The following is a 16451-nucleotide window of genomic DNA, read 5'->3' as shown; positions in this document are numbered from 1 at the left end:
CTTCAGCCCGCTTTCACGGCGCTGACGCCGAGGCGCGACAGCGCGAGCTTGAGGGCGTCGGCCAGGTTGGCCTTGGTGGTCACGCCCTGCAGGTCGAGGCCGAGGTGGACGATGGTCTGGGCGATCTGCGGACGCACGCCGCTGATGATGCAGTCCGCACCCATCAGGCGGATGGCGGTGACGGTTTTGAGCAGGTGCTGGGCCACCAGGGTGTCGACGGTCGGCACGCCGGTGATATCGACGATGGCGATTTCCGCGCCGGTATCGACGATGCGTTGCAGCAGCGACTCCATCACCACCTGGGTGCGCTGGGAGTCGAGGGTGCCGATCATCGGCAGGGCGAGGATGCCATCCCAGAGCTTGACCACCGGGGTCGAGAGCTCCAGCAGTTCTTCCTGCTGGCGCTTGATCACCGCCTCGCGCGAGCGCTGGAAGGTGCGGATGGTGTGCATGCCCAGGGAGTCGAGCAGTTCCGAGATCGCCCAGAGCTGTTCGGCCAGGGTTGCCGGTTCGTCGCTGAAGTGCTTTTGCAGCAGGGCGAACAGCGGGCCCTTGAGGGCGAAGATGAAATAGGCGGTCTGGTGCGAGTCGTGGCCGAGCAGGGCGCGGCTGTTGGAGAGTTTTTCGAGGAACTGGCGGATCTCGTCCCAGCCGGTGGTGTTGATGTTCTCGCCGGTCCTGGTTTCCATGCTGCTGATCAGCAATTGGAGGAATTCGCTGGTCTGTTGCTGCAGGTCCTGTTCCTTGAGGTTGCGCGTGGCGCCCTTGTCCTCCAGGTCCCGGGTCCATTCCCCGAGCAGTTGGGTGCGCTGGGCCTTGATCGCGTCGAGCGTGCTGGAACTGAGTGCTGCCATGTGCGTGTTGCTCCTGGGAATGATGGCCGGTTCTCTGTGTGTGCCGGCTTTTGGACAGTAGCACTGCCTTGGGAAAAAGTGCTGGGCGGATTGCCAGTATCCGTGGGAATTGAACTCGGATCATTGCGCTGTGCAAATGGTTCCGTGGGGGAAGAGGAGATTTTGTTCACATTTCTGCGGATTGCCGAGAACCCTGTGGGAGCTGCGGTTCGGCGCTCCGACTTGCCAGCGATGAGGTCAGACCTGACAACACCTTTGTCAGTACCGGCCAAATCGCTGGCAAGTCGGAGCGCCGAACCGCAGCTCCCACAGGTTAGTCGTGGAGGCGTCCAGCGCGGATTGTCAGCGGCCAGGTCACCAGCCGCCGCGTTGCCGGATCACCCCATTCCTCACCCAGCGCCTTGGCCAGGGCGTCCACCGGATTGACTCCCAGCGCCCGCTGCGCTGCCTTCACCGCCGACCAGGTATTCAGGTAGCCCACCAGTTGCGGCAAGGTCCAGCGCATCTCGATCACCTGGGGCGGCACCTCGATGGGTGTAAAGGGGAAGGGCAGGTCGCGGTAGCCGGTTTCCACATGGCGGCGCTCCGCCGGCCAGTAGGGCGCGATGGCCTGGTAGTAGAAATCGTGCAGGTGCCGGTCCAGCCCGCCTTCCAGGTGCAGCACGCCATAGGTGATCAGGGCCACGGCCGCCTGTGGCCGGGCGATGCGCCGGGCTTCGGCGTAGAACTTGTCCAGATCCAGCCAGTGGGCGGCCTGGGCCACGGTGATCAGGTCGACGCTGGCGTCCGCCAGGCCGCTGTCTTCGGCCAGGGCGGTGCGGTAGACCACGCCTTCGCGGGGCTCGGCGGCAGCAATCTGCGCGGCGCTGGCGTCGGTGGCGATGACCTCGTCGAAACGCTCGGCCAGCAGCACCGACAGTTGCCCGGTGCCGCAACCGCAGTCCAGCACCCGGCCGGTGCCGGGACTGATGCTGGTCAGTTCGTCGATCAGTTCCAGCGGGTAGCTCGGACGATAGGCCGCGTAACCGGCCGAGCCGCTGGAGAAATGATCCTTGAATGTCGCGCTTGTCATGAAACCGGCCTCTGTCTTTCTTTTTGGATCCGCCGATCCTAGCGCGCGCTTTCGCAAGCGGACATTCGACCTTTTTCTGCCCCCGGCGACAGGAACTGCACTTATTGCGACGAGGTCGCCTGCACCGGCTCGATGCCGGCGTCGGTCACCTGCACCTGCTGGTGGGCGTTCAGGGTCAGCTGATCGCCGATCCGGCTGCTGCCGGCAAGCTGGCGGATGCGGGTGGTGCCTTGCAAATATTCGATCTGCAGGTGGGCGTCATGGGTGTCGATGCGGGTTTGCGGGGTGATGACCTGGAGCGGAGAGGAGCCGGCTTCCAGGAGGATCTGGCCGGCGATCAGGTGGATCTGGTGGGGATCTTCGCTGAATTGCAGGGTAACCGAGGAGTCGGCGGACAACGTCAGCTGGCTGCCGTCGGCGAGCCGTTCGCTATGGGTCTCGCCGCTGCCGGTGCTGAGGTCGGCCATGGCGAACTCCTCGCGCCAGTAGGGCAGGCCGAGCAGGGCCGAGGCCAGGATCAGCGCGGCCATGCCGAGGGCGGTGGTGGTGCGGTTGTAGGAGGATCGGGACATGGGGGCGGTCTGTGTCGGGGCCTTGGAGAAAGGTAGACCACCTGCCGGATCATCTGTTGCTCTGGAGGGCCTCATCGCTGGCAAGCCAGCTCCCACAGTGTCCGCGGCGCTGCCGAACCCTGTGGGAGCTGGCTTGCCAGCGATGAGGCCGGACCAAGCGAAGAAGGTCTAGCGGTCTTTCACCGCTCGAATATGCTTGACCAGCAGCTTCTCCAACTGCTCCCACAACGCCGGATCGGTACTGAACGCCACATTGAACCGCATCCACCCGGTCGCCTGGCTATCGACCATGAACAACTGCCCTGGCCCGAGCATGATGCCCTGGTCCAGCGCGTCGTCGAGCAGCGCGGCGCTGTCGGGGATGGCCGGGTGGCGGGTCCAGATGTACATGCCTTCGTCGCTGTCGATAAAGCGCTCGAAACCCAGCCGCGCCAGTTGCCGGCCCACTTCCTGGTGCGCTTCGGCCAGACGCTGGCGCAGGCGCTTGAGGTGCTTGCGCCAGCGCCCGTCGGTGATCGCCGCATACACCACCCGTTCCATCACCTGGGAGGTGGTCAGCCCCGAACGCATCTTCAGTTGCAGCAACTGCTGCATCAGCTCCGGGTTGGCCAGCATGTAGCCGACCCGCACGTTGGGCGAGATGCTTTTCGAGTAGCTGCCGACGTACACCACCTGCTGCAGGTGGTCGAGGCTGGTCAGGCAGGGCAGGGGCTCCTCGATCATGTCGGCGTAGAGGTTGTTCTCCACCAGGCGGAAACCATGCTGGGTCGCCAGTTGCAGCAGGCGGTGCAGCTGTACCAGCGGCGTGCGGGTGCAGGTCGGGCTGTGCAGGTGCGGCTGGGTGAAGAACACCGTCGGCCGGTATTGGTCGAGCAGGCGCTCCAGGTGATCGAGGTCGTAGCCGTTGGGCGTGCGCGGCACGCCGACCAGGGTCGCGCCCTGGAAACGCAGGATGCTCATCAGGTTGGGGTAACCGGGGTCATCCACCAGCACCACGTCCCCGGGGCGCACCAGGGTCCGCACCGCGAGGTCGAGGGCCTGGCTGGCGCCGTGGGTGAGCATCAGCTGGTTGGGCGGCACGACGATGCGCAGGTCCTGCTGCAGGTTCTGCGCGGTCAGGGTGCGCAGTTCGGCCAGGCCCATGGGGTCGCCGTAGCCGCTCAGTTCCAGCACGCTGCTGGCGACCTGGCGCAGCCCGCGGCGCAGGCCGTCCTCGAACATCCAGTCGTTGGGCAGCCAGCCGCAGCCTGGCTTGAACGCCAGTTGCCGGCTCTCGAAGATCTGTTGCAGGTACCACTCGGAGTTGAACGCCGGCTTGGCCGTGTCCGGCTCGCTGGCCTGGGCCTCCAGCAGGTCGCCGGCGGCGCGGTTGACGAAGAACCCGGCGGTGCCGCGGCTGACCAGCAGGCCCTGGGCCACCAGGCGGTCGTAGGCTTCCACCACGGTGAAGGTGCTCACCGAGTATTTCGCCGCGAACGCGCGGATCGACGGCACCTTGGCGCCGGGCTTGAGGGTCTGGTTCTCGATCGCGTCGCGCAGTCCGTTGATGATCTGGTTGACCAGGGGAGGCGAGGCGTCGGGGCGGAGTTCGAACATGGGAAAACGGTGCCTTGGGTGAGCGTAACGCCGGCCGCGCATGCGCTGTATTGCAATGACGACCTGTACAGTGCAGTGACAATCAGTGGGCACTGTGCATGGCTCTTGAGGCCGGACATTTTTACATTAGGTATCAGTTACCGCTAGATCAAAGCCGTGAAGCTTCATGAACAACCGCTCGTCGGACCACAAATTCCCGAGGTGGGGATCATTCTCCGCGTCTCACCCGCTGTTGCCGTTGCCCGCAAGGGCCGTGCGCAGTGTCTTCGCAGTAACTTTCCGGGCTTAGCGGACGAGCCCGGGCGCGACAACAAGCTGCCAGCACATAGCCGTTCGTCGGTTCCGGCAGCGTCGTGCACGTCAAATCAGAGCAGCTGATGCAACAAGGGGTGCGACCTCAGGTCGCGCCCCTGTCGAGTTTCCTTGGATAAAAAGAACACGGGGTAGACCACTGATGGACGCAACATCCACATCGACTTCGGCAGCGAAGTCGGAGAACGAGAGCAAGCTGGCGGCTTCGCTCAAATCGCGCCACCTGACCATGATGTCGATCGCCGGGGTCATCGGCGGCGCACTGTTCGTCGGTTCCGGCAGCGTGATCCACAGCGCCGGCCCGGCTGCAGTGCTGGCGTACCTCGCCGGCGGCATCCTGGTGGTGCTGATCATGCGCATGCTCGGTGAGATGGCGACCTCCTCGCCGGACACCGGCTCCTTCTCCACCTATGCCGAACGTGCCATCGGGCGCTGGGCGGGCTTCACCATCGGCTGGTTGTACTGGGGTTACTGGGTGATCCTGATGGCCTGGGAAGCCTACGTCGCCGGCAAGATCCTGCATGGCTGGTTCCCCTCGGTCAGCATCAACAGCTTCGTCCTGATGGCGACCCTGGCGCTGATCTGCGTCAACTTCTTCAACGTCAAGCACTACGGCGAGTTCGAGTTCTGGTTCGCCCTGATCAAGGTGGTGGCGATCGTCTGCTTCCTGGTGGTGTGCACGGCGGCAGTGATGAACTTCTGGCCAACCGGTGAAGTCAGCGGCATGGCCAACCTGACTGCCCATGGCGGCTTCATGCCCAACGGCATCGAGTCGGTGGTGGTGGCGATGCTCGGGGCGATGTTCGCCTTCCTCGGTGCGGAAATCGTCACCATCGCCGCTTCCGAGTCGAAAGACCCGGCTGGTCAGATCGTCAAAGCGACCAACTCAGTTGTCTGGCGCGTGTGCCTGTTCTACATCGGCTCGATCTTCCTGATCGTCTGCCTGGTACCGTGGAACGACCCGCTGATGGGCACCTCGGGCTATGGCTCGTACCGCCGTACCCTGGAACTGCTGGGCATCCCGGGCGCCGAGTTCGTGATGAACTTCGTGGTCCTGACCTCGGTCAGCAGCTGCCTGATCTCGGCCCACTACACCGCGTCGCGCATGCTGTTCTCCCTGGCCACCCGTGGCGACGCGCCGAAGATCTTCAAGATGACCCGTGCCGGCACCGGCGTACCGGTATTCGCCATCATCGGCTCGTGCTCGATCGCGATCATCTGCGCCCTGATCAACTTCAACGAGGCCCTGCGTCCGAAGGACGTGCTGGACACCCTGATGAACACCACCGGCATGATCGCCATGCTCGTCTACCTGGTGATCGCCTGCTCGCAACTGAAGATGCGCCGCAAGCTGGAAGCCGAAGGCAAGCAGATCCGCCTGAAAATGTGGCTGTTCCCGTGGCTGACCTACCTGAGCATCGTGTTCATCGTCGGCTGCCTGGTGACCATGGCGTTCGTCGAGGAGTACCAGGTGTTGGTGGTGTCCACCGGCGTGGCGGCGATTGTCGTGGCGCTGATCGGTGTGATCGTGCACCAGCGCGCCCTGAAGCAGGCTGCTGCCTGATCGCTTAGGCGCCGCTGACCCTGTGGGAGCTGGCTTGCCAGCGATGAGGCCCGACCTGACAACATCTTCGTCAGTGCCGGCCAAATCGCTGGCAAGCCAGCTCCCACAGGGTTTTCCATCAGCCTTGAGATTTCAATGCTGCTTGGCCTTCCTGATCCGCAACAGGATCACCCCCAGGATCAACCCCACCACCGGCGCCAGCCCCACCAGGGCATCCTTCGGCGCAATATGCGCCCCAAGGGTATCCAGCCCCGCATACAGCAGCTTGAACAGGCTCAGCAAGTAATAGGTGATCGCAATGATCGACAAGCCTTCAACCGCCCGCTGGATCTTGATCTGCGACTCCGCCCGGGCATTCAGCCCGCGCAGGATCTCCACGTTCTGTTCCTCCATCTCCACCTGCACCCGCGCCTGCAGCAGGTCGCCGAGGTTGGCCACGCCCTTGGCCAGGTGATCCAGGCGCTGTTCCGTCGCCGCGCAATAGCGCACCGTCGGCTTGAAGCGCCGCTCGATGAAGATGCCCAGGCGCTGGCAATCATCCACATGCCCTTCACGCAACTCCGCCAACCGCTCGAACACCAGTTGCGCATAGGCCTGGGTCGCGCTGAAGCGATGCCGGCTCTTCACCGTCCCGGCCACCACCTGGCGTGACAGCTCGGCGATATCCTCCAGCAACACCTTGGCTTGTACCCCGCTGGCCCCGGCGTTGCGCTGCGACAGGTGCACCAGCGTACGGTCGAAGCCATCCAGTTGCGGGCCCAGATCCTTGGCCGTGCTCAACGCCAGTGACGCCATCATCCGATAGGTCTCGATTTCCAGCAGGCGGCGGATCATCCGGCCCAGGCGGTAGGCATTCAGGCGGCGATTGACGAACAGCAGGCGATTATTGCCCTGTTCGTCGAGGCGAAAGTCGCTCCACGCCACGGCATCGCCGCCGCCGACGCTGGAACCGGCCGGGTCCTTGAAGCCATACCGGGCCAGTTGCAGCCCGTCTTCCTCGCGCACCAGCACCTGCATGGCATTGATGATCAGGTCACGCCAGGGGGCGATGGCTTCGGCGAGGGCGGCGGGCAGTTCGCTCCAGTCCGGCGCGCTGCTGTCGGCCGGACGCACCAGGGTCAGGGTAAAGAACTCGGAATGCCGCTCCCACTTGAATGGGCAGCCATCGAAGCGGGTAATGCCCTGAACCGCATCGGTATTGCCCGCATCCGGGCAGCAGCGGCGGAGCAGGGCGTCGCACTGCTGCGCGGTGCCGACGAAGGCCAGGTGGAAGACATGGGCCGGCGCGTCGAAATACAGCGACGGGCGGGCGTGCAGCTCGTTGTGCAAGGCAGTGCGTTGCGGATGCATGGGGTCAGCCGTGTTGTTGTGATTGTTGTCGTAAAGAGGGAGACAACCACGGCTCGCCAGCGGGTCACGTCCTGTGACCCGGGCGAAATGTCGCAGGTCGGGCTCAGGCGTTGTTCAACTGCCCGGCCGCGCTTTTGCTGCTGCGCCGGCGATACATCAGCAGCAGGAACACGAACCAGAACGGCATGGCCAGCAGCGCCGCGCGGGTATCGGCTTCCAGGGCCAGCAGCGACAGGACGAACAGCAGGAAGCCCAGGGTCGCCACGGCCATCGGTACGCCGCCCGGCAGCTTGAAACGGGAGCGCTGGTGCGCCGCCGGATTGGCCCGGCGATAGGCGATATAGGCGATCAGGATCATCGACCAGGTAAACAGCACCAGCACCGCCGACACCGTGGAGATCAGGGTGAACACCGTCATCACCTCGGGAATCACGAACAGCAGGGTCAGGCCCACCAGCATGCACACCCCCGAGAACAGCAGGCTGTACACCGGCACACTGAGCTTGGACAGGCGCCCGAAGATCCCCGGAGCGTTGCGCCGCTCGGCCAGGCCGAAGAGCATCCGGCAGCCGGAATACACGCCGCTGTTGGCCGAGGACGCCGCCGAGGTCAGCACCACGAAATTGATCATCCCGGCGGCGGCAGGGAAGCCGGCGAGCAGGAACAGTTCGACGAAGGGGCTGCGGTTGGCCGGCACTTCGGCCCAGGACACCACGCTGATGATGCACACCAGCGCAAGGATGTAGAACAGCAGGATCCGCGCCGGGATGGTGTTGATCGCCTTGGGCAAGGTGCGCTCCGGGTTCTTGGCTTCGGCGGCGGTGGTGCCGATCAGCTCGGTGCCGGCGAAGGAGAATACCGCGATCTGGAAACCGGCGAAGAAGCCGCTGAGGCCATGGGGAAAGATCGCCCCCGGGGTTGCCATATGCCCGAGTGACGCCTGCACGCCGTTGGGCGAAGTGAAACCGGTGGCGATCATCACCAGCGCGGTGAGGATCAGGGCGACGATGGCGATGATCTTGATGATCGCGAACCAGAATTCCACCTCGCCGAAGATCCGCACCGCCAGCATGTTCAGGCCGAGCAGGAGGAACAGGGTGAAAAACGCCGGCATCCACGCCGGCAGGTCCGGGTACCAGTACTGCATGAAGCCGGCGACCACCACCACGTCGCCGACCACCGCCACGCTCCAGCTCAGCCAGTACGACCAACTGAGGACGAAGCCGGCCCGTGGCCCGAGGTAGGCGGCGACGATATCGGCGAAGGACTTGAAGCGCAGGTCGCTGAGCAACAGCTCGCCCATGGCGCGCATCACGAAATACAGGAAGAAGCCAATGATCGCGTAGACCAGGATGATCGAGGTGCCAGCCAGGGCGATGATCTTGCCAGAGCCCATGAACAGCCCGGTGCCGATCGCCCCGCCGATGGAGATCAGCTGGATATGGCGGTTTTCCAGGGTGCGTTGCAGATGCCCGGCAGCCTCCGGGCGTGCGGATGACGTGTGCATTGGTCGAACCTCTTTTGTTGTTCTAGTAGGTCGTTGAAGCCCCGCCAGGCGGGCGGGGCGGGTGCGTCAGGTGTTGGCTTCGAAGCCCTGCAGGGTGTTCACCGCGTTGATGCCGATCTCGTCGACCATGTAGCCGCCTTCCATCACGAACAGGGTCGGCAGCCCGGCCCCGGCGATGCGCTGGCCCATGCGCAGGAAGTCCTCGCTGGTCAGGCGGAAATGGCTGATGGGGTCGTCCTCGAAGGTGTCGACGCCGAGGGAGATGATCAGTTGCTCCGGGCGGTAGGCGACGATCCGCGCCAGGGCGTGGTCCAGTGCCTCGCTGAAGCGGCTCCACGTCGTGCCGCGGGCCAGTGGGTAGTTGGCGTTGCAGCCTTCGCCTGCACCGGTGCCGGTTTCCTCGGCATAGCCGGAGAAGTACGGGTAGGACACGTGCGGATCACCGTGGATCGAAGCGAAGAACACATCCGGGCGGTCGTAGAAGATGTTCTGCGTGCCGTTGCCGTGGTGGAAGTCGACATCGAGGATGGCGACCCGTTTCGAGCCCTGGGCCAGGCAGCGTTCGGCGGCGATGGCGGCGTTGTTCAGGTAGCAATAGCCGCCCATGTATTCGCGGGCGGCGTGGTGTCCTGGCGGTCGGCACAGGGCGAAGGCGCTGTGATGGCCGTCGAGCACCTTGTCCATCGCGGTCAGGGCCACGTCGGCGCTGGCGCGCACCGCTTCCCAGGTGCCGGCGGTGATCGGCGAGCCGGCGTCCATGGCGTAGAAGCCCAGCTTGCCGTCGATAAAGCCGGGTTCCGGGGCGCTGGCCAGGTCGCGAACCGGCCAGACCAGGGGCAGGGCGTCGTGGGTCTTGCCGGTGGCCGACCACTCGCTCCAGGCATTTTCCAGGAAACTCACATAGCGCTCGCTATGGGCGGCAACGTAGCAGGCGCGGTCATGGCGCTGCTCGCCGATCACCTCGCCCAGGCCGCTGCTGCGCACCCGGGCCAGGACGGTCTCGGCCCGTTGCGGTTTTTCGAAGGACGGCGTCAGCGCGCCATCCTTGAGCTCGGTGCCGTGGTGCAGGCGGTGGCTGGAACTGAAAACGGTCAGCACGGGAGTGTCCTCACTGGGGTGTTGTTGTGAAGACGATTTTCGCGCTGGCGTCGGGAAATTGTTTTGCTTTATTTCCGATGAATCGGGTTAAGTGAGCAAAGTCATTTCAAGAGGTGGGCGATGTGAGCAAAGACAGTTCTTTCGAGTCGCTGGATGGTGTCGACCGTACCTTGCTGGGGCTGTTGCAGGAGGACGGCACCCTGTCCAGCGCGGCCCTGGGCGAGCGCCTGTCGATGTCGGTGACCCCGTGCTGGCGGCGGCGCAAACGCCTGGAGGACCTGGGCATCATCCGTGATTACCAGGCCAACCTGGATCGCCGCAAGCTTGGCTATGACGTCATGGCCTTCGCCCAGGTGCGTTTCGGTAATGTCTCCGACAATGCGCCGGACCAGTTCGAACGGGCGATCAAGGCGCTGCCCCAGGTGCTCTCGTGCCACAAGGTCACGGGGGAGGCGGACTACATGCTGACGGTGGTGGCGACGGACCTGGAGAGCTACGGGCGCTTCGTCGAGGACGTGCTGCGGCGCCAGCCGGGGATTGCCTCGATCCAGTCGAGCCTGTCGTTGCGCGAGGTCAAGGCGGTGACGCGTTTGCCGGTGCCGGAGTGAGGTCTGCGCGGCGCTGCGACGGTTTTGAGGGAACTGTTGTGCCAGAGCTGTTGCCTGATATTGCTGGCAGTGATTTTCATTCGAACCTTCCGCCGGTTCTTGTCTAAGCTCTCAAGCGATTTTTTCTGCGAAATAAGGAACGCGCCCAATGAAAAAGTGGATTGCCCTGTCAGTTGCCCTGTGTGCCAGCGCCGCGGTGCAGGCCGCCGACTCGATCAAGGTCGAACTCAAGGAAGCCACCGCCCAGGGCGAAGGCAAGAGCGTCGGCTTCGTCACCATCACCGAAAGCCGGTACGGCGCGGTGTTCACCCCTGAACTGACCGGCGTGGCGCCGGGCGTGCATGGGTTCCACGTGCATGCCAACCCCAGCTGCGCGCCGACCGAGGCCGATGGCAAGCCGGTACCGGCCGGTGGCGCCGGTGGTCACTGGGATCCGAAGAACACCGGCAAGCACAACTTCCCGTGGGAGGATGACGGCCATCTGGGCGACCTGCCGGCCCTGATCGTCACCGCCGATGGCAAGGCTTCGCAGCCGCTGCTGGCACCGAAGATCAAGACGCTGGACGAGCTGAAGGGGCATGCGCTGATGATTCATGCCGGTGGGGACAACCACTCGGATCATCCGGCACCGCTGGGTGGCGGGGCGGCTCGGTTTGCTTGTGGGGTGATCAAATAAGGCTTCTGTGAACATGAAGATCCCGGTCATCTGGCCGGGATTTTTTTTGGGTGTTTGCGGGCCTCATCGCTGGCAAGCCAGCTCCCACAGGGACCGCGTGCACCGCCGAACCTGTGGGAGCTGGCTTGCCAGCGATGAGGCCCTGGAGGACGCCAGGGAATCAGGCCACTGCCAGCCTCCGCCCAGGCACCGCCTCCAGCAACTCCCGGGTATAGCTGGCCTGCGGCTGCCCCAGCACCTGACCTGCCTCCCCTTGCTCCACCACCTGTCCCTGTTTCAGCACCACCACCTGGTGCGCCAGGCTGGCGACCACCGCCAGGTCATGGGACACCAGCACATAGGCCACCCCCAGTTCCGCCTGCAACTCCCGCAGCAGATCGAGAATCTGCGCCTGCACCGACACGTCCAGCGCCGAGACTGGCTCGTCCAGCAGCAACAGGTCCGGCTGCAACGCTAGCGCCCGGGCAATCGCGACCCGCTGGCGCTGCCCGCCGGACAGCTCCCGGGGCAGCCGGTCCAGATAACTGGCCGGCAGCTGCACCTGCTCCATCAAGCGCCGCGCCGCCTGTTCCAGCGCACGACCCTTGAGCAGGCCGAAGGACACCAGTGGCTCGACCACGCTTTGATAGATACTGAACTTCGGGTCCAGCGCGGCGAACGGATTCTGCTGCACCAATTGCATGCGCTGGCGCAGCGGCCTGAACGCTTTCCAGCTCAGCCCGCCGATATCCTGCCCGGCAAACCGCACCCGGCCCGTGCTCGGTTGCTCCAGCCCCAGGGCAATCCGCAGGCTGGTGCTCTTGCCCGAACCGGATTCGCCAACGATGGCCAGCGTCTGCCCCGGGTAGACCGCCAGGCTCAGGTCCTGCAGCGCCCGGAAATGCTGCCCGCGCGGTAGCTGGAAGCGCTTGCCGACCCCTTCGAATTCCAGCAGTGGCTGTGCGCCGAGGCTCGATACCGGCACCGGCCGCGGCGTTTCGCCAAAGGCCGGCGCAGCGGCCAGCAGGTCGCGAGTGTAGGGATGGGCCGGATCTGAAAGCACTTCACGCGCCACACCGCTTTCCACCACCTCGCCCTGGCGCATCACCAGCACCCGGTCGGCACGGTCCGCCGCCACGCCCAGGTCATGGGTGATGATCACCAGGGCGATCCCCCGCGCCTTAACCAGTTGCTCCAGATGATCCAGGATGCGCTTCTGCACCGTTACATCCAGGGCACTGGTGGGCTCGTCGGCGATGATCAATTGCGGCTCGCTGGCCAGGGCAATGGCGATCAGCACCCGCTGGCGCATGCCGCCGGACAGTTCATGGGGATACTGGGCCGCGCGCAGGGCCGGGTTGTCGAGTCCGACCTGTTCGAGCAGTTCCAGCACATCCGCATCCAGCCCCGGATAGCGCTTGCCATGGCGCAGGATCAGGCTTTCGCCGATCTGCTTGCCGATGCTCAGGGTCGGATTGAGGCTGACCATCGGATCCTGCGGCACCAACCCGACCACCCGGCCGCGCAGTTGCTGCTTGCTGCGCTCGCTGGCGTGGCTGATATCGTGATCGGTGATCTTCAGCACGCCGCCGTCGATCCGCGCCGTCGCCGGCAACAGGCCGAGCAGGGCGCTGGCGATCGTGGTCTTGCCCGAGCCCGACTCACCGACGATGGCCAGGGTCTCCCCCGGCTCGAGATGAAAGCTCACCCCGCGCACCGCCTCGGTGACGCGGCCGCCACTGTGGTAGCTGACCCGCAGGTCCTGCACATCGATCAGGCGGCTCATCGCTGGGTCTCCTCGAAGGTACGGGCGATATGGTTGAGGCTGAACACCACCAGCACCAGGAACAGCCCCGGCAGCAGCGACACCCAGGGGGCGGTGATGAGGAAGTGCCGACCGTTGGCGATCAGCGTGCCCCACTCGGCCGCCGGTGGCGCGGCGCCGAAGCCGAGGAAACTCAGGCCGGCTGTGGCGAGGATCGCCGCGCCGATATCCAGGGTCGCCAGCACCGCCACAGGGCCCCAGGCGTTAGGCAACACATGGCGCAGCAGGGTCCGGCCCCAGCTCGCACCGCCCAGGCGTGCGGCTTCGACATAAGGCAGGGTCTTGATCCGCAGCACCTCGGCGCGGGTGGTGCGGGCAAAGCCGGGGATGATGCCGACGCCCACGGCGATCGCCACCGGAATGGTGCCGAAGCCGATGGCAGTGACGATGGCCAGCGCCAGCAGCAGGCCGGGCAGGGCCAGCAGCACGTCCACCAGGCGCATGATCAGGTTGTCGACACGCCCACCGATAAAGCCCGAGACGATGCCCAGGCCCAGGCCGCTGACCAGCGCCAGTCCCACCGCGAGCAACGCTGCTTCGACCGACAGCCGCGCGCCATACAGCACCCGGGTATACAGATCGCGCCCCAGCTCATCGGTGCCGAACCAGTGCACGGCACTCGGCGGCAACAGCTTGGCCGACGGCTGTGTCGCGTAGGGATCGACCTGGGTGAACAACGCCGGCCAGAGCGCGGCGAGCAGGGTGAACAGCACCAGGATCAGCGCCACCACGAACCCCGGCCGGCGCAGCAGCGGCCCGGCCTGGTCGAGCAGCCGTTGCAGGCGCCGGCGCGGACGCCAGTGGGCCACATCGCGGGTCACGGGAATCAGACGTTGCAGTACGGTCATCTCAGCTCACCTTGGGCGCATGGGTGATGCGCGGATCGAGGATGGGGTAGAGCAGGTCCACCAGCAGGTTGACCAGCACGAAGGCGGCGGCGGACACCGTGACCACCGCCAGCACCAGCGGGATGTCCTGGCGCAGCACGGCCTCCTGGACCAGGCGGCCGACGCCGTTGCGGGCGAAGATGGTTTCCACCAGCACCGCGCCGGACACGGTATTGCCCACCTGCAGGCCGATCAGGGTCAGCAGCGGCAGGGCGGCGTTGCGCAGGCCATGGCGGGCCTGGACCTGGGCACGGCTCAGGCCCTTGGCGTAGGCGGTGACGATGTAGGGCTCGCGCCAGACATCCTGGAAGCCCCGCTGCAGCACCTGGGCGTACACCGCCGCGCTGGGGATCGCCAGGGTCACCGCCGGCAGCACCAGGCTGTCGAAACCGACGCTGCCGGTGGCCGGGAACCAGCCCAGGCCGAAGGCGAATATCTGGATCAGCAGCAGGCCCATCCAGAACACCGGCACGGAAAAGCCCAGGGCCGGCAGGCGCGACAACGCGGTTTTCAGCGGCTGCCAGCGCACGTAGGCAGCCAGGTACGCCAGGCCCACACCGCCGATCAGCGACAGGACGATAGCGAACCCCGCCAGGGCCAGGGTCTGCGGCAGGCGCTCGGCGAGGATCTCGGTGACCGGGCGATTCAGGGTCAGGGACTGGCCCAGATCACCCTGCAAGACGCCGAGCAGCAGGTCGACGTAGCGCTCCAGCAAGCCCTGGTCCAGCCCGTAGTAGGCCTTGGCCTTGGCCAGTTGCTCCGGCGACAGCGCATCGATCTCCATGCCCGAGGCACTGAGCATGATGCTCAGCGGGTCCCCCGGCAGCAGGTAGAGGATGAAGTAGGTGATGCTGTACGCCCCCCACAACACCAGCGCGGCCTGGGCGATACGGCCGAGCAGGTAGCGGCTCATGGCTTGACCTCGATGTCATTGAGGAAGGCGAAGCCCTCGGCGCTCCAGCGGAAGTTCTGCACGCGCTTGGAGGTTGCCGCCTGCCAGACCCGCTCGTACACCGGGATCGCCGAGCCCTGGTCGATCAGCAGGTCCTGCAGCTCGCCGTAGGCATCGGCGCGTTGCTCGGAAGCGGTAGCGGTGAGGCCAGCGTCGAACAGGGTCTGCGCCAGGGGCAGCACGTTGGGTTCGTAGGTGTTGGTGGCCAGGGTCGAGCTGTTGGCGCTGCGCGGGTCGAGGATGGTCTGCAGGATGATCGGGTCGGCCCGGGTCATGTAGCTGTAGGTCAGGTCGTAGGCGCCGGCGGCGTTGGCGGCGGCCCATTCGGCAGTGGTTTGCACCTTGAGCTTGAGCTCGATGCCGACCTTGCGCAGTTGGTCCTGGATCAGCACATCGCCTGCGGTTTCCTTGCCGGGCAGGTTGTATTGCAGGGCCAGGCGCTTGCCGTCCTTGTAGCGGTAGCTGTCCTGGCCGAGGGTCCAGCCGGCGGCGTCCAGCAGCTTCGCCGCGCCTTGCGGGTCGTAGGCGAGCTTGTCGCCCTGGCTGCGGAAATACGGGGTGGTCACGTCGTAGACGCCGTCCACCACCGGGAAGGCGTCGTTGTAGACGGTGCTGGCGTAGCTCTTGCGGTCGATGGCCTTGAGCAGGGCCTGGCGCACCTTCTGGTCGGCGAGGATGCGGTTGCCCCGGGTGTTCGGGTAGAGGTTCAGCGCAGGGCCGGGCAGGGAGCGGCTCTGGATGGTCGCGTCATTGCGCTGGAACAGTTGCAGGTCGACCTCGGAGAACGGCACCCGCGGCCAGAGGATATCCACCTTGCCCTGCAGGAACAGGCCGTTGCGTACGCTTTCCTCCGGCACATAGCTGACCTCGATGGCCGACAGGTGCGCATCGCCCTTGTTCTGCACGTTGGCTGAAGCCCAGGCATAGCCCTCGCGACGCACCAGGCGCAGGCCGGTTTCCGGGGTGTAGTGTTCGATCTTGAACGGGCCGCTGCCGATCACCGCGCCGAGGGAGCGCTCCTTGGCAGTCTTGCGGTAGGACTCGGGGGCGAGGATCGACAGGTTGGTGGTGGAGGTGGCCTGGAGGAAGCCGGCGTTGGGCTTGCTCAGCACCAGCTTGATGCTGTGCGGGTCGAGGATCTCGGCGTGGTCGTAGCCGGCCAGATAAGTGGCGCCGAAGGTGCTGGGCAGCTCGGCGGCGAAGGCCTTGTTGCTGTCGAAGGCGGTCTTCACCGCCTGCGCGTCGAAGGGCTCGCCATTGCTGAAGGTCACGTCCTTGCGCAGGTAGAACGTGTATTCCCGGGCATCCGGGCTGATCTCCCAGCGTTCGGCCAGCCAGGGGATGATCTGCCCGGTCTGCGGGTCCTGGTCGGTCAGGGCCTCGACCACGTTGCGCAGCACCACCCGGTGTTCCAGCCAATAGACCTGGAACGGGTCGATGCTGACCAGTTGGGTGTTGTCATTGAAGAAGGCGATCTTCAGGGTGCTCGCCGCCTGGGCGTCCGGTTGCGAGGGCGAGCAACCCGAGAGGCCCAGGGCGAGCAGGATGGCCGCGCTGGCCAGGGTTCGTTGCAGTCTCATGGGCGTTCCTCGTCGAAAG

General features: G+C 65.3%; 14 protein-coding genes. 3 read left to right on the top strand and 11 right to left on the bottom strand.

From position 1 onward, the window contains the following. Positions 1-2 precede the first annotated feature (2 nt). From PSEMO_RS03890 to PSEMO_RS03875, 4 genes are all read right to left on the bottom strand, one after another. Positions 3-854, bottom strand: a complete 852-nt coding sequence (locus PSEMO_RS03890) for an STAS domain-containing protein (RefSeq protein WP_075801853.1) — start codon at positions 852-854, stop codon at positions 3-5. A 313-nt stretch (positions 855-1167) separates the two neighbouring features. Beyond that, on the bottom strand, positions 1168-1926 hold the full coding sequence (locus PSEMO_RS03885; RefSeq protein WP_075801852.1) for a class I SAM-dependent methyltransferase: 759 nt from the start codon (positions 1924-1926) through the stop codon (positions 1168-1170). A gap of 101 nt (positions 1927-2027) precedes the next feature. After that, positions 2028-2498, bottom strand: a complete 471-nt coding sequence (locus tag PSEMO_RS03880; RefSeq protein ID WP_075801851.1) for a FecR domain-containing protein — start codon at positions 2496-2498, stop codon at positions 2028-2030. Between the two features lie 168 nt (positions 2499-2666). Then, a complete protein-coding gene (locus PSEMO_RS03875; RefSeq protein WP_075801850.1) occupies positions 2667-4094 on the bottom strand; it encodes an aminotransferase-like domain-containing protein in 1428 nt (475 codons plus the stop codon). 454 nt (positions 4095-4548) lie between these two features. Between PSEMO_RS03875 and PSEMO_RS03870 the strand changes: the two genes are divergently transcribed. Then, positions 4549-5970, top strand: coding sequence for an amino acid permease (locus PSEMO_RS03870; RefSeq protein ID WP_075801849.1), 1422 nt, complete (start codon positions 4549-4551; stop codon positions 5968-5970). Between the two features lie 132 nt (positions 5971-6102). Here the strand turns inward: PSEMO_RS03870 and PSEMO_RS03865 are convergent, their stop codons facing one another. The 3 genes from PSEMO_RS03865 to PSEMO_RS03855 form a co-directional block, all read right to left on the bottom strand. Further along, positions 6103-7320, bottom strand: a complete 1218-nt coding sequence (locus PSEMO_RS03865; protein ID WP_075801848.1) for a DUF3422 domain-containing protein — start codon at positions 7318-7320, stop codon at positions 6103-6105. Between the two features lie 103 nt (positions 7321-7423). After that, on the bottom strand, positions 7424-8827 hold the full coding sequence (locus PSEMO_RS03860) for an amino acid permease (protein WP_075801847.1): 1404 nt from the start codon (positions 8825-8827) through the stop codon (positions 7424-7426). Positions 8828-8893: 66 nt separating this feature from the next. Continuing rightward, positions 8894-9925, bottom strand: a complete 1032-nt coding sequence (locus PSEMO_RS03855; protein ID WP_075801846.1) for a histone deacetylase family protein — start codon at positions 9923-9925, stop codon at positions 8894-8896. A 122-nt stretch (positions 9926-10047) separates the two neighbouring features. Here PSEMO_RS03855 and PSEMO_RS03850 point away from each other — a divergent pair, with 122 nt between their 5' ends. Then, the gene (locus tag PSEMO_RS03850) at positions 10048-10533 is read left to right on the top strand and encodes an Lrp/AsnC family transcriptional regulator (protein WP_075801845.1); all 486 of its coding nucleotides are present in this window, start codon (positions 10048-10050) and stop codon (positions 10531-10533) included. 148 nt (positions 10534-10681) lie between these two features. Further along, positions 10682-11209 (top strand): superoxide dismutase family protein, encoded by a 528-nt coding sequence (sodC, locus tag PSEMO_RS03845; RefSeq protein ID WP_075801844.1) that lies wholly within the window; start codon positions 10682-10684, stop codon positions 11207-11209. A 160-nt stretch (positions 11210-11369) separates the two neighbouring features. On the opposite strand, the gene PSEMO_RS03840 is transcribed toward sodC, so the two are convergent. Genes PSEMO_RS03840 through PSEMO_RS03825 form a run of 4 tightly spaced genes read right to left on the bottom strand, consistent with a single transcriptional unit; the run spans position 11370 to position 16432 of the window. Continuing rightward, positions 11370-12974, bottom strand: coding sequence for a dipeptide ABC transporter ATP-binding protein (locus PSEMO_RS03840; protein WP_075801843.1), 1605 nt, complete (start codon positions 12972-12974; stop codon positions 11370-11372). Further along, a complete protein-coding gene (locus PSEMO_RS03835; RefSeq protein ID WP_075801842.1) occupies positions 12971-13861 on the bottom strand; it encodes an ABC transporter permease in 891 nt (296 codons plus the stop codon). Before PSEMO_RS03835 ends, PSEMO_RS03840 begins: the two co-directional genes overlap by 4 nt. A 1-nt stretch (position 13862) precedes the next feature. Further along, positions 13863-14813 carry an ABC transporter permease gene (locus PSEMO_RS03830; RefSeq protein ID WP_075801841.1) on the bottom strand — a complete coding sequence of 317 codons (951 nt, stop codon included), beginning with the start codon at positions 14811-14813 and terminating at the stop codon, positions 13863-13865. Then, positions 14810-16432: an ABC transporter substrate-binding protein gene (locus tag PSEMO_RS03825; RefSeq protein ID WP_075801840.1), complete on the bottom strand. Its 1623-nt coding sequence runs from the start codon at positions 16430-16432 to the stop codon at positions 14810-14812. The genes PSEMO_RS03830 and PSEMO_RS03825 overlap by 4 nt, the downstream gene beginning before the upstream one ends. Between the last annotated feature and the right edge of the window lie 19 nt (positions 16433-16451).

Origin of the sequence: Pseudomonas putida (genome assembly GCF_001941965.1) — a bacterium.
GTDB classification, from domain to species: Bacteria; Pseudomonadota; Gammaproteobacteria; order Pseudomonadales; family Pseudomonadaceae; genus Aquipseudomonas; species Aquipseudomonas putida_L.
This window is presented reverse-complemented; position numbering and strand designations above follow the sequence as displayed.

What these genes read in the sequence shown, in the direction of transcription:
- PSEMO_RS03890 (WP_075801853.1), bottom strand. Translation starts at nt 854, where the DNA reads ATGGCAGCACTCAGTTCCAGCACGCTCGACGCGATCAAGGCCCAGCGC.
- PSEMO_RS03885 (WP_075801852.1), bottom strand. Translation starts at nt 1,926, where the DNA reads ATGACAAGCGCGACATTCAAGGATCATTTCTCCAGCGGCTCGGCCGGT.
- PSEMO_RS03880 (WP_075801851.1), bottom strand. Translation starts at nt 2,498, where the DNA reads ATGTCCCGATCCTCCTACAACCGCACCACCACCGCCCTCGGCATGGCC.
- PSEMO_RS03875 (WP_075801850.1), bottom strand. Translation starts at nt 4,094, where the DNA reads ATGTTCGAACTCCGCCCCGACGCCTCGCCTCCCCTGGTCAACCAGATC.
- PSEMO_RS03870 (WP_075801849.1), top strand. Translation starts at nt 4,549, where the DNA reads ATGGACGCAACATCCACATCGACTTCGGCAGCGAAGTCGGAGAACGAG.
- PSEMO_RS03865 (WP_075801848.1), bottom strand. Translation starts at nt 7,320, where the DNA reads ATGCATCCGCAACGCACTGCCTTGCACAACGAGCTGCACGCCCGCCCG.
- PSEMO_RS03860 (WP_075801847.1), bottom strand. Translation starts at nt 8,827, where the DNA reads ATGCACACGTCATCCGCACGCCCGGAGGCTGCCGGGCATCTGCAACGC.
- sodC (WP_075801844.1), top strand. Translation starts at nt 10,682, where the DNA reads ATGAAAAAGTGGATTGCCCTGTCAGTTGCCCTGTGTGCCAGCGCCGCG.
- PSEMO_RS03840 (WP_075801843.1), bottom strand. Translation starts at nt 12,974, where the DNA reads ATGAGCCGCCTGATCGATGTGCAGGACCTGCGGGTCAGCTACCACAGT.
- PSEMO_RS03835 (WP_075801842.1), bottom strand. Translation starts at nt 13,861, where the DNA reads ATGACCGTACTGCAACGTCTGATTCCCGTGACCCGCGATGTGGCCCAC.
- PSEMO_RS03830 (WP_075801841.1), bottom strand. Translation starts at nt 14,813, where the DNA reads ATGAGCCGCTACCTGCTCGGCCGTATCGCCCAGGCCGCGCTGGTGTTG.
- PSEMO_RS03825 (WP_075801840.1), bottom strand. Translation starts at nt 16,432, where the DNA reads ATGAGACTGCAACGAACCCTGGCCAGCGCGGCCATCCTGCTCGCCCTG.